This is a genomic window from Bartonella sp. AC70YNML, assembly GCF_042196545.1.
Lineage (GTDB): Bacteria > Pseudomonadota > Alphaproteobacteria > Rhizobiales > Rhizobiaceae > Bartonella.
In genome coordinates this window covers 1-15,505 of sequence record NZ_JBHIQK010000007.1, presented here as the reverse complement: position 1 = coordinate 15,505, position 15,505 = coordinate 1, and the positions used below count along the sequence as shown (strand labels likewise).

The window sequence follows — 15,505 nt, the reverse complement described above, 5'->3', positions numbered from 1 at the left end:
AACGATCAATCCACATCTTCATCAATTCGTTGCATATTTTGTTCATTCGCCACCACACTTATATCTTCATCATGACCAGAAACGACTGAAAAAACTTTTTGATAAATTTTATCTTTATTTTTAGCAATTGCAATATACTCTCCCTCCGCTAACACGAGTGAAACATACGCACCAACTGTTTCATAAACGATATCACCAGAATCATTGGCAAGAGACCAACTTGTATCTGCAAGTGCTTCTCCTCCTTCTTGTCGGACCAGCTTTAAGACAATTTGAGCGGCCTGATGTTCAAGAGTAGCTTCTGTTATTTTACCAGCATCCACTTGAATATCCGAACGAGCCGTCGCATTAATAGAACCATAATGGGAAGCAACATGGTAGCGGCCAGCTTTTAAACGCACAACTGAGTGGGGTTTAACATTTGATATAATCACTCCCGTATCATCATTTTCTTTTTCATCCTCATAAATGGTAAAACGGAGTTCCTTTTCATTCATTACGCCATTGAGCAATGTTGCATTTAAAATAACACCACCAGCCTTAAGATTAAAGTTTTTTACAAGACTTTGCCCATTTTCTAAACGAATATGGCGCACAGCACTCGTGTGACCAAATGAGACATGAACAAGATAATTTCCTGGTTCGAGATTAAAACGTGCACTTCCCCCCTTATAGGTTGCCACTAATGGTAATTTATTATCAATCCCTAGAATAGGGGCATAAACCCGCCAGACAAGCCCTTTTTCAATATCCGGATGACTATTTGTTAATCGAGCATTCAAAATGAGTTGTGTTTGAGATGCTAAGTTTTCATTTTCCTGCTCTTGAGTCTTTACAATAAAACTCCTTGATTGTCTCTGCTGCTGATTTTGCCCTTCTCCTGCTTCAGAAAAAGCACAGTGACTCCAAGTCAATAAAGCAAGCACCACGCACAACCATACACATCGGTGCACTATTTTTATAAGAATACCCATTTTTGCATTGTTGACCAACATGATCTTTTTTTCAAGAAACAATATCACACAGCCATCATTTTAAATTGAGAAACTTACACCACAACCACATGATGAAACAGCATTGGGATTGTGGACTTGAAAAGACTGCCCCATAAGATCATCAACAAAATCAATCTCAGCTCCTTCCATAAAAGGAAGTGATAGTAAATCAATAAACACAACTGCCCCGTCTTTTTTGAGAACGAGGTCATCTTCACACATTTCAGAAACCAAGTCATATTTATAAGAAAAACCAGAACACCCACCACCTTCAACAGAAATACGTAATGCTATTTTATCGGGTTCACGCAAAAGTATCTGTGCAATTTTTTTGGCAGCAACATCTGAAATTTTCACATTCATTTTATATATCCTTGCATTAAACCATCAAGAAAGAGTATCCTACACTCAAAGAGCAGTTTATTTGTCATAAACCACTCTCAATTTTAAGATGATAATAGACAGCTTGCAATGGATATAGGAAATATCGACTTCAATTACCAATCTCGAGCAGTATACAGTGCTCATCCACAAACAAGCCGTGGTCGATTATACCATGAAACGATGAGCACCACACGCTCACCTTTTCAACGAGATAGAGATCGTATTATCCATTCTAATGCATTTCGACGTCTTAAACATAAAACGCAAGTGTTTATTGCTGATGAAAGCGATCATTATCGTACTCGCCTAACCCATTCCATAGAGGTTTCTCAAATTGCAAGAACATTAGCCCGTGCCCTGTGTCTTGATGAAGACCTTGCCGAAGCCATTGCCCTTGTTCACGACTTTGGACACACACCCTTTGGCCATGCTGGAGAAGATGCTCTTAATGAAGCCATGGTATATTATGGCGGCTTTGATCATAATGCACAAGCATTACGCATTGTAACAAAACTAGAACAGCGCTATGCAAATTTTGATGGACTTAACCTTACATGGGAAACCCTCGAAGGACTTGTAAAGCACAATGGTCCCCTTTTAGGGCCTTACGCGAAGAATAAGGAGGTTCCTATCGATATTTTACAATACAATGTAAAGCAAGATCTTGCACTCGATTGTTTTGCAGGATTAGAAGCGCAATGTGCTGCTATTGCAGATGATATCGCATACAATGCGCATGATATTGATGATGGTCTACGTTCGCAATTTTTAACACTCGATCAATTTGAACATGTTTCACTAACAGCAGCAATATTAAAAGATATAACAGATGAGCATCCCCACCTCGACCAAACGCGTCGCGGTTACACACTTGTACGAAGACAAATAACAACCATGGTTGAAGATGTTATCAAACAGTCACAAAAAAATTTAGCACGCATCAAACCAACAAGCATAAACGATATTCACCAAGCAAAACAAACCATTGTTACCTTTTCACCGACAATGACCGTTTATGAAAAAGAACTAAAAAACTTTTTATTTAAAAATCTTTACTACCATGAACAGGTTCTTAGTCGTCGCAATGCAGCAAAATGCATTGTACAAAAATTATTCAATTGTTATTATGAAAATCCAAATACAATGCCTGAAAGTTGGCAGAGCAAAGCAGTGCACTTAAAAAATCAAGAGTTAGCACGTTTGATTGCTGACTTTCTTTCAGGCATGACGGATCACTACGCTCTACGTGAATATCAGCGTTTATTTGACCATACAGATAATTTCGTTTAATGGCTTTTGGCATCATCATGGAAGCTAAATATGAATATCTTTAAAAACTTCGAAAAAAAAATTAAGAGATCAATTGAATTATCTGATATAAAAGGAAAAAATGGAGAAGATCTAGATTTATCAAAAATCACTGTTGATCCTCCGCGTGATTCCTCCCATGGTCATTTATCAACCAATGCTGCTATGGTGCTTGCAAAATCTATTGGAATCAATCCACGTGCACTTGCAGATAAAATCATAGAACTTCTTAAAAATGATTCCTCTATCGAAAATATAGATGTTGCCGGTCCTGGTTTTATAAACATAAAGCTTACAAAATTATTTTGGCAAGATGCTATAAAATCTATGCTTGAATTAGGCACTTCTTATGGTCGTATTCCAATGGGACAAGGAAAATGCGTCAATGTTGAATATGTCTCAGCAAATCCGACAGGACCAATGCATGTAGGACATTGCCGCGGAGCGGTTGTTGGGGATGTTCTCTCCAATTTGCTACAATTTACGGGCTATAACATTACAAAAGAGTATTATATCAATGATGCGGGTCAACAAATCGAAGTCCTCGCCCATTCGGTACTATTGCGCTATCGTGAAGCTCTTGGGCAAAAAATTAATGAAATTCCAGAAGGACTCTATCCTGGAGAATACTTGATACCATTGGGTCAATCGCTTGCTCAAGAGTTTGGTGACCAACTCCTCACAATGGATAAAGATGAAGCCTTATCTCTTGTGAAAGAACGTGCAATTCATGCAATGATGTCCATGATTCGCGAAGATTTGGCTGCTCTTAATATTTATCATGATATCTTTTTCTCTGAGCGAATGCTTTATGCAGATAATGCACGTGCCATTCGTAACACTATCAACGACCTCACTTTAAATGGTTATATCTACAAAGGAAAACTCCCCCCTCCCAAAGGACAAAACACAGAAGACTGGGAACCAAGCGAACAAACTTTGTTCCGTTCAACAAATGTCGGTGATGACCAAGACCGTGTTTTAGTCAAATCTGACGGTTCTTACACTTATTTTGCTGCTGATGTTGCTTATTTTCGGGATAAATTTAATCGTCATTTTGATGAAATGATTTATATTCTAGGCGCAGACCATGCTGGCTATGTAAAACGACTAGAGGCAATGGCAAAAGCGATTTCTGGTGATAAAGCCAAATTAAGTGTTTTCTTATGTCAATTGGTAAAACTCTTTCGCAACGGTCAACCTGTCCGCATGTCAAAAAGAGCAGGATCATTTGTCACTCTACGGGATGTTGTCGAAGAAGTTGGTCGTGATCCTGTGCGTTTTATGATGTTATACCGTAAGTGTGAAGCGCCTCTTGATTTTGATTTTGCAAAAGTAACAGAACAATCAAAAGATAACCCCATCTTTTACGTACAATATGCAAGTGCACGTTGTCACTCAGTCTTTCGTCAAGCACAAGAAGCGCTTCATATTAAAAGCTTTTCAAATGATACATTGATTACCTATCTTCATCGATTAACAGATGACCATGAAATATTGTTAATACGCAAACTTTCTGAATATCCACGTATCATTGAACAGGCCGTAGTTCATAAGGAACCGCATCGATTAGCGTTTTATCTTTATGACCTTGCCTCCAGCTTTCACACCCATTGGAATAAAGGGAGTGAAAATCTCAATTTACGCTTTATTCAACCCGATGATAAAGAGTTATCCTTTGCAAGATTAGGATTGATACAAGCTGTTATCAATATTTTATCATCAGGGCTTACCATCATAGGAGTCGAAGCACCCATAGAAATGCGTTGAAAAAGTTCTATAAATACATACAATAGGTACTCTATTGATAAACTTTTTCATGTATCCTTGCATGAGAGGGGGAAAATTTATAATTTTAATATAACAAATCAAAATCAACCATTGATTGCACGTAAGTGCAAACCATCATGTGAGAAAAGCTATGAGCGATAACGATCGCAAAAATCTACACGAAACAAAACACGATCATGAACACCATGATCCTTTAGAAAGGCTTACGCGCATTTTTAATCCGCACAAACAAAGCGGAAACCAAAATGGGCAATCTTCTTTAAAAACAGATCGATCAACATCTCACCCCGAAATATCATCCCATGATGATGATTTTGATTTGTCCTTTCTAGAAGAGGAACTTGAAAATAATTTAGCACATGACTTACCGTTTGATGATCAAAAAAAACAATGGGGCTTGCATGCAACCAGCAACGCAAAAGCCTCAGATATTGCACAAGCTGCTTCTTTCAACCATTCAAAACAAAATAATTTATCTGAAGAGAAATATTCTTCATCTAACAATCATGATGAAGAACAAATTTTAGATGCGCTTTCTCCATTACCAATCCCCAAAAATCAATCACATCAACAGAAAACAACAGCAACCAGTGCTGATCCTTTTCTTGAAAAAAGTAATCTTATGTCACAATCAGAATCAGAAAATTTCTTTTTTGATAAATCTGAAAGGCGTGAAAATAAGAGAGAGACACCAGAAGATGTTGAACAAACCAATCGTTTTTCACAAATAAATTCACAACAACCTGAGGCTACGAATATACAAAAAACTTATGATGACAATCAAAACCTCTATGACACTCCTATAAACCATCCCTATAAAATTTCAGCTGATCAAGAAAATTGGATTAAAAAAGATTATCCTGATTCCTCCTCTTCTACAGAGGAAAATGAGTTTTTCTCATCTTCTAATCTTGTGTCAGAAAGACAAAACACTACAAGAAATCAAACAACAAGTACCTTCTCCTCACCTTTAGATTCTCCACCAGTTGATAGACAATCTTATTTAAAGGGAGCTTCACAAGAAGATCATAAAACCAATTATCCCCATTTTTTTGAAGAAACCCCCTCACAACAAGAAACTTATAGCGAAAAAGTTCCGATATATGATGAGGCTCGAGCCCAATACATCAATAACGCCGAAGGTGCGTCTAACCCAAATAGAGAAATTTCATATAATGAAAATAATTTAGATGAGTTTCTTTCCTCATCCCCCTCTTTAAATACAAAACAAACGGATGACTTTTTTACCCATAACTATACGCACAGAGATACTCCCCCTCCCAATGTTGATACTTATAAATTTTCAGAGGAAATCGTAGAAAAAACTGGCCCTATTATGGTTCCAGAAGTTCCGTATGAAGCGCCAGAATATGATGTGCCAACTAATGGTGGTTTAGAAGAAGAATTTGCTGATGTACTCAATGTAGGGAATGTCCCAACGGATAATTTTTCTCAAAAACAACAGAAAAATGAGGTTTTTAGTGAAATTTTTCATCAGTCTATGCAAAATTCAAAAGAAGGTGTTTATATAAACTCTAAAGAACAAAACTCCGACTATTTTTCTTCTGCCAATATGGAATATAATTTTCCCTCTTTTAGCGAGAATTCATCATACACAAGCTCAGATGAGGTTCCCACGCATCCATCAGCTCCTCCTCCCTTAAAAAGTTTTATTTTTGGTAAAACTTTCATTAAAGGTTTTTTTATACTTATTTTAATAGGAATTGGGTTTGCTGGTTATTCTCACTTTTTTATGCCATCACAAAAAAATCAAGAAACGGTCATTATCCACGCTGATAATACGCCTTTTAAATTCAAACCAGAAACAACTGAAACAAAAAATGATGTTGCACATAATTTAGATATCTATAAACAAACAACTGAACAAAATGAGAAACAAGAAAATACACAACAATTTCTTATTGATAACTCTGAACAACCTGAAAATTTAAAAGAATTAAACCCTGAAGAATCTTCAAGCGTTTCCTCATCGTCTTTAAATGAATCTGATGTTGAAGATGCAGTCACAGAAGCCATAAATCATACTATTCCAATGCGAGAAGTACAAACTGTTATTGTCAATCAAGATGGTACAGTTACACTAGCCCCCGCGCATCAAACAAACAGCAAAACTGCTGCTCAATCTGAAGAAAGCATTGATCAAGCTTCTAATGAACTTCAAGATTCGTCCCATGATTCTGATATAAACGACCAAGAAAGAGATCATGATCTCAAAAATAATATTGATAAAATAATCGCAGAAAATAATTCTAGCTCAAATATTGAAGAAAAATTTATCCCAATTCCTTCTCATGCAGAGAGAAATGCACAAGTCGAAACAGAGACTGCATCTCGCCCCACCTCATCAAACAGAGTTGCACCACAAAATTCAGAAAGTTATTATGTACAACTTGCATCTCAACCAACGCATGAGCTAGCTAGAGATTCTTTAAAAAATATGAAATCTAAATTTGGGTTCCTTATTGGTGCCCGTCCTTTAAATATTCAATCCGCTTTTATACCAGGAAAAGGCACTTATTACCGTGTTCGGATTCAAGCGCAAGACCGTAATGAAGCCATAATTCTTTGTGAATCCATTAAAAGTTCTGGTGGAAGCTGCTTCATCACACGCTAAACCAATAATGCAGCGGTTTTAACAACCGTTGCATTATTTATTTCCATACCAGCTCATTACTTATCGAAAACGTTAGAAATTACAATTCCCTCAATCTTTTTCGCTTATGTCTTTGTGCTGACTTTATTCCTTAATCTACGTCGATTTTTGCTCTATCTAAAAGATTATATTTATGAAAAAATCACTCCGTACCCTTATAAGTATAAGGTACAAGGGGAGGCGAATTTAAATCTTTTTTGGGCGTTGTTACGCTTTGGCTTGTTTCTGGGGTATTATAACGCGAACTATGTTCAGGAGATTTTGCAAAAAAAGATCCTAAAAAACCAAAAATAAACCAGATAATAACCATCGCAAGAAGAATAGCAAAAATACCCTTAGCGATTGAAACAGGTTGTTCACGACCTCTTCTTTCTGCGGCCATACGTTCTTCATATGTGTGATAATTTTTATCAATCATAGTGGATTCCTTTTCTCAATTCCCTTACCTTTAAATTTCTAGAAAATATGCATATATGAAATTATTCAGATACTTATTGTGAGAAAACGATAATTATAGACAAAAGTTCCAGCTTACTTCATAAAGTTGAGGAGAAGAGGCAGGGATAGAATTAAAATATCCACCCTACCCTAGCCTTTGAATTCTATAATAAACCCCTTTGTATTCTATAATAAAACATTGACACAAAGGTTTTGTTAATAATAGAGTTATAATTAAAATATTTCATTATTTTTATTAATAAAAATGAAACATACTCAGAAGGTTTTTTATGAAATCTCCCATATCATCGCTTCCCTTTAAAATAGAAAAACACCCATCTCCTCTGTCAGAAGAAAAACGTGAAAAAATTCTACAAAGTCCCGGTTTTGGTCAGTTTTTTACAGATCACATGTGTACTATTCAATGGACTGAAGACAAAGGCTGGCATAATGCCATCATTTCTCAATACAAAGCTTTAGAAATTAATCCTGCAAGTACCGTTTTGCATTACGGACAAGAAATTTTTGAGGGCTTAAAAGCATATCGTGCAAAAGATGGACGCATCTTGCTCTTCCGTCCTGATGCCAATGCACAACGCTTTATAGAATCAGCACAACGGTTAGCGATGCCAGAATTACCAAAAAATATTTTTCTAGATGCCGTTCATCAATTAGTAAAAATTGATCAAAAATGGGTTTCCGACCATCCCAATGCTAGCCTCTATATACGTCCATTTATGTTTGGCAATGAAAGCTTTTTGGGTGTTCGCTCTTCTCAAGAATATCTTTTTTGTATCATAGCCTCTCCAGTTGAATCCTATTTCAAAGGAGAAGAAAAATCTGTCAGCGTTTGGATTGAAACAGATTATAGTCGAGCCGGTCCAGGGGGGACAGGGGCTGCCAAATGTGGTGGAAACTATGCAGCGAGCTTACTTGCACAAAAAAATGCAACTGAAAACAATTGTAGCCAAGTGCTCTTTCTCGATATGGTTGAACATGAATGGATTGAAGAACTTGGTGGTATGAATGTCTGCTTTATTATGGACAATAATACACTCGTAACTCCTCCACTTAATGGAACAATCCTTCCAGGAATAACACGTCATTCGCTCTTAGAATTGGCAAAACAAATAGGATTAGAGATAGAAGAGCGTCCTTATTCCTTTAAATCTCTCCAAGAAGATGCAAAGAGTGGACATCTTAAAGAAGTCTTTGCTTGTGGTACAGCTGCCGTTGTCACATCAATTGGTCGTTTTAAATATAAAGGGGGAGAGTTTATTATTGGAAATGAAACAGTTGGAGAAATTACAAAGCAGCTTCGTACACAATTGGTTGGCCTTCAAAAAGGGGACATAGAAGACAAAAACGGCTGGGTACATTCTATCCAGCTCTCATAATAATGAGATATTTTTATATTTATAACGCTTCCATGAATACATATCTACCTTCATGGAAGCGTACGTGCTCACTAAAAAGTTTCTCTATTTTTTAGCGACTACAAAAAATATTAATCAAATTTTGAATAATCTTTATGCTGTGCTTTAATATTGCGGACTGTTCCCGTATGGGAACGCATTACGAGAGTTTCTGTTTGAATATAGCGAGGCGTGAATTTAACGCCAGAAAGCATATTACCATCTGTCACCCCTGTTGCTGAAAACAAAACATCACCCTTTGCCATTTCTTCCATTGTATAAACCTTATTGGGATCACTAATCCCCATTTTAGCTGCACGAGCAATTTTCTCTTCTGTATCAAGCAGCAAACGACCTTGCATCTGTCCCCCAATGCAGCGCAAAGCAGCAGAAGCTAAGACCCCCTCTGGAGCTCCACCAATCCCCATATAGATATCAATACCTGTTTCTTCTGGATCAGTTGTATCAATAACAGCAGCCACATCTCCATCCCCAATCAAGCGAATCGCTGCTCCTGTTGCTCGTACTTCATCAATCAATTTTTCGTGACGAGGTCTATCCATAATACAAACAGTAATCTGATTAACGGCTACTCCTTTAGCCTTTGCAAGAGCATGGATATTATCGGCAGGACAAGCATCTATATCTACTATTCCCTTTGGATAACCAGGACCAATAGCAATTTTTTTCATATAAACATCAGGAGCATAAAGGAGGTTACCCTTTTCAGCAATTGCAACCACAGCCAAAGAATTGGCAATATTTTTAGCACAAAGTGTTGTTCCCTCTAGTGGATCAAGTGCAATATCGATCGCCAATCCACTTTGAAGACCTACTTTTTCTCCAATATAAAGCATAGGCGCTTCATCCCGCTCACCTTCACCAATCACCACTGTACCATCAATAGGCAATCGATTAAGTTCCTGCCGCATTGCATCTACAGCAGCTTGATCCGCAGCCTTTTCATCGCCACGTCCGCGCCAGCGTGCAGCAGCAACAGCAGCACGTTCAGTAACACGTACCAATTCAAGTGTCAAAATACGATCAAGTCCATTTAAAATCTTCTGAGTTGTGGGCATATGAAAAAATCCTACCGAATGAATACCAGAAAAAATATGAGTCCTTATTAAATACTAAGAATAAAGTTTTTGGCAAAGATGAAAATTTTCCACAAGAGACAAAAGAACTCAAGCTTACCTTTTTGTCATTATCAAGAAAGTTATCAATTCTCTGCCATAGGTTCAATACGAATAAATTGAGATTTTGCAACAAGATGTCCATCTTTTTCAATTTCTGCAAGTGCCTGTCGTACATTCACCTCTGTTGTTTCATGCGTAATTAAAATAATTGTTTTTTCAATTTGATCTTCTACAAAAGATCTTTGAACAATCGACTCCAATGAGATGTGATTATCAGCCATATGCCTTGCGACCGCGGCAAAAACACCAGTACGATCATGAACATTTAAACGAATAAAATAACCACCTGCATGATGCGAAATACGTGCTTTTTTATGAGGAGCAAGTTCTAATGCTGGGCGTCTTAAAACAGGTGCATACTGAAAACCAGAACGTGCTTTTGCTATATCAGCCAAATCACCAATAACGGCTGATGCTGTTGCCTTTCCTCCGGCACCGGGACCAGAAAACAGTAATTCACCTAATAAATCACTTTGAATAGAAAGAGCATTGGTTACACCATTTATCTGTGCAATCATCGAGGATGTTGGTACCATTGTTGGATGAACGCGTTGCTCTATTCCAGAATCCGTTTTTAATGCAACCCCTAAAAGCTTAATCCGATACCCCAATTCATCAGCTGCTCGAATATCAATTTGCGAAATATTATGAATTCCTTCAACATAAACATCATCTAACGAAACAGCAGTTCCAAATGCCAAGCTTGTCAACAAAGCTAATTTATGAGCAGTATCATTTCCCTCAATATCAAAACTTGGATCTGCTTCAGCATACCCAAGTCTCTGTGCATCTGCTAAACAATCTTTAAATGAAAGACCTTCCGTAAACATACGTGTTAATATATAATTACAGGTTCCATTGAGAATACCATAAATTCGCGATATGCGATTACTAACAAGTGATTCTCTCATCGCTTTGATAACAGGAATTCCCCCAGCAACAGCTGCTTCAAAATGAAGAAAAACACCTTTTTTTTCTGCAATTATAGCGAGCTCTACTCCATGTTGAGCAAGAAGAGCTTTATTGGCTGTTACAACATGATGTCCCGCCTCAAGCGCTCTCTTAACAGCGGTATACACCACATCCAATTCACCACCAATTAACTCTACAAAAACATCAATCTCATCAGAAGCAGCCAACTCCACAGGTGAATCAAACCATTTTATACCACTAAGATCAATTCCACGATTGCGGCCTTTATCACGCGCACTAACAGAAACAACTTTGATGAATCGTCCACATTGACAAGCTAAACTATTCGCTTTTTCACATAGAGTTCGAACAACTGAAGTACCAACTGTACCAAGTCCCGCAACACCAACTTTTAAAGCTTCTGCCATTATTAACCACTGATCCCTATCTTCATTGAAAAATCGTTTAAATGATGTGCCAATCAACACAAAAAGTACTTATGTTCATAAAAACAAAAGAAATACCCTGCTCTATTCATTTCATTTTTTCTAATAGAATTATCCCCGCTTGTTCAATCAACATTCCTAAAAATATAATATTTATTGTCTTCAAAGATTTCAGAATCTTTATAAAATATCTAATTCAGAATGAAAACCTGCAAAACTCATAAATGCAAGTTACCATAAAAAATTGCTTTGCTTTTTCAAAAGTAAAAAAATCTTCTCATAAAAACTAAACTCTATCAACAAAGGATAGAAAAAAATCTCTCAAAAAACAATCAATAACACGCGAAAACTTGGAAAGAACACACACACATCTCTTCTAAATCAACAAACATTAAACAAAAAACACTCTCTCATATGAGACGCAAAAAGAATGAAACAAATAAAAGAGCTTTTAATTTTAAATTTCTTACAACCATATAAAATTAAAGATGATAAAAAACAATTTTTAATATATTCTGTAAAACTTACTTTAATAATTTTCATTTTGATCATACAAACTTTTTTTATTTTATATTTTGCTAAACTGACAGGATTCTGAAGCTTATGCTTCAAAAGAAACTTTTGTATGATTCGTATTATTTGTTACCTTGGTAATAAATATCGGCTTTCTACTTCATAAAATATACAACTTTTTAGTTTTTATTTTATGATAAACTCAAGCAAGCAAGTTTTGTATAAAAGCTCTCTCAAGCAAGTTAAATAATATTCTCATGTGCAAGCATAAGATAACAAACAATAAAATATGCAAAAAATAAACATATTTAAAATGCTGTTAAAATGTTGTCTTGATCGTTTTACCTACGCCTCAAACCAAAAATAAACGAAAATATCATTCACTGGGACAAATCTCACATCACAACTTTCTATCAATCATGATAACTCTATATTTTTTCTATAAAAAATCTTAAAAAATAAAATGATCCAACCAAGAGTCTCTCAAAAATTATTCAAGAAAACACACTTTTTTCAAAAAAAATGACACAGAGGGCTTGCGAAGTAAAAAGATCCTCTCTATAAGCCTCATAATTGGTTTGCGCCCATCGTCTAGCGGTTAGGACATCGCCCTTTCACGGCGGAAACAGGGGTTCGATTCCCCTTGGGCGTACCATGTTTCTTTTTACTGTACACAATCTATCGATTTTATATATCTTTTTTAAAGTACGGGGTACGTGGATAAAAGTTAGGGAATAGGATTTTCAAACTTGCTTTTACAAAGAGCATTCTTTTTTGCCGACTTTCTCTAATAATTTTTTGAATTCTGATAAATCCTTAATGTTCTGCTGCTTTCTGATCTAAAGCATAGAGTTCAGTTATCTTTTCCTTCATCCCCACAAGAACAAGTCTTTTGTCAATCTCGACAAAAGACAAAAGTGGTACATTATTTTTTACAAGTAGAATATTTTCCACGATCACTGTACAAAAACCATTATCAAGCATATACAATATCTATTATGGTAAGAAGTTATTAATTTTCATCAGGCACAGTGCGTTTAATATCATCATAAAATTTAAATATTACAACGAGATATATAAATAAAATATATTGGTGTACTCATGCTTGTCAATCTTAATGCTATAATTCGCGATCTTTCTCCAAAAACGAATATCGTTACAGTTCTTAAGGAAGCTATAGTTAATTCTATACAAGCTCATGCGACAAAAATTGATATTTTATTTCAACTTTATGGCAATACGGATTTGTGGAAGAATCAACCAGTTTTTTCTATAAGTGTTTTTGATAATGGAGATGGATTTACAAAAGAAAATATCAAATCTTTCTCTACCTACAAAAGTGATTATAAAATTCAAGAAGGATGTAAAGGGATTGGACGTATTACTTACTTGAAAATATTCAAGGAAGTTAAAATTGTTAGTTTTAGCAAAAATGAACATCATACTAAAATTTCACTAAATTTCACTCCGCAGTTTACACAAGATTCTTTTAAAAAGGAAAATAGCGAAAACTATAAATGGTGGACTACACATTTGCATTTACAAGAAACTCATGAACAAACTGATTTAGATATAAATTTAGTCCGTAACGAAATTTATTATCATCTCCTTCCTTTACTTTTTTTACTGAAAGAAAAAAATATTCAAATTAACTTTTATGTACATGATGTAAAAAATTTAGAAGATTTAAATAACTTAAAGGACATAGAAAATTTAGAAGCTATAGAAAACTTAGAGAAAAGAACAATAAATACGCAAGATTTACCTTACTTAGAAAATAAAATTTTTGAAGTTGGTCCTTTAAAGATTCCCTTCACCCTTTCTTATTATTTCGAACAGAACGTAAACTCTAAAGCTAAAATAGAAGCTTTCTATTGTGCTAATAATCGTACTGTCATGCCTTTTTCAAAGTTTATAAATATCAATCCAATAAACGATATGATTATGATATTTTTATTGGAATCTCCTGTTTTTGACAAATATGTTAACGATGAACGAAATGAGTTTGAGATTAATGAAACAAATCCTGACTTAGAAACGCAACTATCTTGGTATGATATTAATCAAAAACTAGAGAGTATTTTGGATGAAACAATTAATATAAGATTTCCAGAAATTAAAGAAAAAAAGAGCGCTCTTCTCAAAAAAATTTCTGAAGAATATCCTTATTTAGTAGATTTTCTAGACACAAAGTATGTAATTGGTGGTTTCTCAAAAGAAGATTCATTTATTGAAAAAGCAGAAAGAGAATATTCAAAAAGGAAGTTGACATTTAGAAAGATTCTTCGTGAAGGTAAAGGAACACCGAAAAAGAATTTACAAAAAGCACGAAATTTTGCTAGTCTGGAGTTAACTCAATATATTCAATTCCGAGATGATATTTTGAATGAGCTCTCTAAATTATTAAAACCTAATACCTTAGAGAAAGAAATTCATAATTTATTTATTCCACAACAATGCACTGCTGATAAAACCTTATCTTTACCATTAAAAGAGAATAATTTGTGGATACTTGATGACAACTTAATGAGCTACAGCTATTTACAAAGTGAAAAGGAAATAAAGTCCTTTATTACTAAGGTTAATTTGCTTTTATCGACTTCTGAGAAAAGTAATAAAAAATTACGCAGTCGACCTGATATAGCTGTGTATTTTGACTCTGAGAATGGGAACCGTGCTGTCTTAATAGAGTTTAAAGGTCCTACAGCAGATTACAAAAATTCAGGTGTTTCTCAATTAATGTATTATGCCGAAACACTTCAAAGCGCCGGTGTTAAAGAAATGTATCTCTATCTCATTGCTGAAGTAGATGATGCTTACGAAAAGGTATTACTTGTTACAAATAATTTCACTAAAATTTTTTCTCCAGAAGGAAAATATTATCGACGTTATTGGCCTACATTAAATGCTTGTGTACACGTTATCTCTCTACACACTATTTTAAGTAACGCAAAATCACGAAATAGCACTTTTATGAATATTATTAAACAGGATTTGTTATGCCATCGATCATAGAAAACCAGTGAAGCATTCTATTATTCGGCTTTTGATTATCCGCTTTTTTAAGTGTGAGAGGATGTTATCTGTCGCATCCATAAAACAAGCAAAATTAATAATCCATTTGCTAAAAAATTTTGCGCGTCCAGAGTGTATTTAGAGTTGGATATTTGATTTTTGTGTAAAAATATTTTCCAATGCCTCTATGAGATGCAAAAAATCAAGCGCTAATAAGAGTATAATGAATACAATCTGTTTGGTATAACGTGACATCACTTTTCTGCTTCTATAAGTTCTGTATCGTTTTGTGTTTTTTCTAGCCATCTTTCCAACCACATAAATGGGCTCCCTGCTTATTATGCTTCAAAATATCTCTTGCAAGGTTGGAACTGATGACCTCAACATCCTGATTATCCAAATAAATGGGCAACCA

The 15,505-nt window shown here is 35.3% G+C and carries 11 protein-coding genes and 1 tRNA gene; 6 read left to right on the top strand and 6 right to left on the bottom strand.

Annotated elements, in window-relative coordinates; genetic code table 11:
• Window positions 1-5: 5 nt before the first annotated feature.
• Both ACFIMU_RS05870 and ACFIMU_RS05865 read right to left on the bottom strand, forming a co-directional pair.
• On the bottom strand, window positions 6-995 hold the full coding sequence (locus tag ACFIMU_RS05870; protein WP_375614560.1) for a carboxypeptidase regulatory-like domain-containing protein: 990 nt from the start codon (window positions 993-995) through the stop codon (window positions 6-8).
• A 39-nt stretch (window positions 996-1,034) separates the two neighbouring features.
• Entirely contained in the window at window positions 1,035-1,358 is a 324-nt protein-coding gene (locus ACFIMU_RS05865) for a HesB/IscA family protein (RefSeq protein ID WP_375606652.1), read from the bottom strand.
• Between the two features lie 108 nt (window positions 1,359-1,466).
• Here ACFIMU_RS05865 and ACFIMU_RS05860 point away from each other — a divergent pair, with 108 nt between their 5' ends.
• The 3 genes from ACFIMU_RS05860 to ACFIMU_RS05850 all read left to right on the top strand — a co-directional run bounded on the left by ACFIMU_RS05860 (window position 1,467) and on the right by ACFIMU_RS05850 (window position 7,113).
• Window positions 1,467-2,669, top strand: a complete 1,203-nt coding sequence (locus ACFIMU_RS05860) for a deoxyguanosinetriphosphate triphosphohydrolase (protein WP_375608325.1) — start codon at window positions 1,467-1,469, stop codon at window positions 2,667-2,669.
• 30 nt (window positions 2,670-2,699) lie between these two features.
• Complete coding sequence (gene argS / locus ACFIMU_RS05855) at window positions 2,700-4,457, top strand: arginine--tRNA ligase (RefSeq protein WP_375608326.1); 1,758 nt, start codon at window positions 2,700-2,702, stop codon at window positions 4,455-4,457.
• 151 nt (window positions 4,458-4,608) lie between these two features.
• A complete protein-coding gene (locus tag ACFIMU_RS05850; RefSeq protein ID WP_375696890.1) occupies window positions 4,609-7,113 on the top strand; it encodes an SPOR domain-containing protein in 2,505 nt (834 codons plus the stop codon).
• 181 nt (window positions 7,114-7,294) lie between these two features.
• On the opposite strand, the gene ACFIMU_RS05845 is transcribed toward ACFIMU_RS05850, so the two are convergent.
• A complete protein-coding gene (locus ACFIMU_RS05845) occupies window positions 7,295-7,570 on the bottom strand; it encodes a hypothetical protein (RefSeq protein WP_375606656.1) in 276 nt (91 codons plus the stop codon).
• A gap of 310 nt (window positions 7,571-7,880) precedes the next feature.
• On the opposite strand from ACFIMU_RS05845, the gene ACFIMU_RS05840 reads away from it, so the two are divergent.
• On the top strand, window positions 7,881-8,987 hold the full coding sequence (locus ACFIMU_RS05840; RefSeq protein WP_375608328.1) for a branched-chain amino acid aminotransferase: 1,107 nt from the start codon (window positions 7,881-7,883) through the stop codon (window positions 8,985-8,987).
• 110 nt (window positions 8,988-9,097) lie between these two features.
• On the opposite strand, the gene glpX is transcribed toward ACFIMU_RS05840, so the two are convergent.
• Both glpX and ACFIMU_RS05830 read right to left on the bottom strand, forming a co-directional pair.
• Window positions 9,098-10,084 (bottom strand): class II fructose-bisphosphatase, encoded by a 987-nt coding sequence (gene glpX / locus ACFIMU_RS05835; RefSeq protein WP_375606658.1) that lies wholly within the window; start codon window positions 10,082-10,084, stop codon window positions 9,098-9,100.
• Between the two features lie 143 nt (window positions 10,085-10,227).
• Entirely contained in the window at window positions 10,228-11,544 is a 1,317-nt protein-coding gene (locus ACFIMU_RS05830) for a homoserine dehydrogenase (protein ID WP_375696889.1), read from the bottom strand.
• Window positions 11,545-12,655: 1,111 nt separating this feature from the next.
• On the opposite strand from ACFIMU_RS05830, the gene ACFIMU_RS05825 reads away from it, so the two are divergent.
• Window positions 12,656-12,730: transfer RNA gene (locus ACFIMU_RS05825), tRNA-Glu, on the top strand.
• A gap of 161 nt (window positions 12,731-12,891) precedes the next feature.
• Here the strand turns inward: ACFIMU_RS05825 and ACFIMU_RS05820 are convergent.
• Window positions 12,892-13,059 carry a hypothetical protein gene (locus tag ACFIMU_RS05820; RefSeq protein WP_375608330.1) on the bottom strand — a complete coding sequence of 56 codons (168 nt, stop codon included), beginning with the start codon at window positions 13,057-13,059 and terminating at the stop codon, window positions 12,892-12,894.
• A 117-nt stretch (window positions 13,060-13,176) separates the two neighbouring features.
• Here ACFIMU_RS05820 and ACFIMU_RS05815 point away from each other — a divergent pair, with 117 nt between their 5' ends.
• Complete coding sequence (locus ACFIMU_RS05815; protein ID WP_375696888.1) at window positions 13,177-15,090, top strand: ATP-binding protein; 1,914 nt, start codon at window positions 13,177-13,179, stop codon at window positions 15,088-15,090.
• Window positions 15,091-15,505 lie beyond the last annotated feature (415 nt).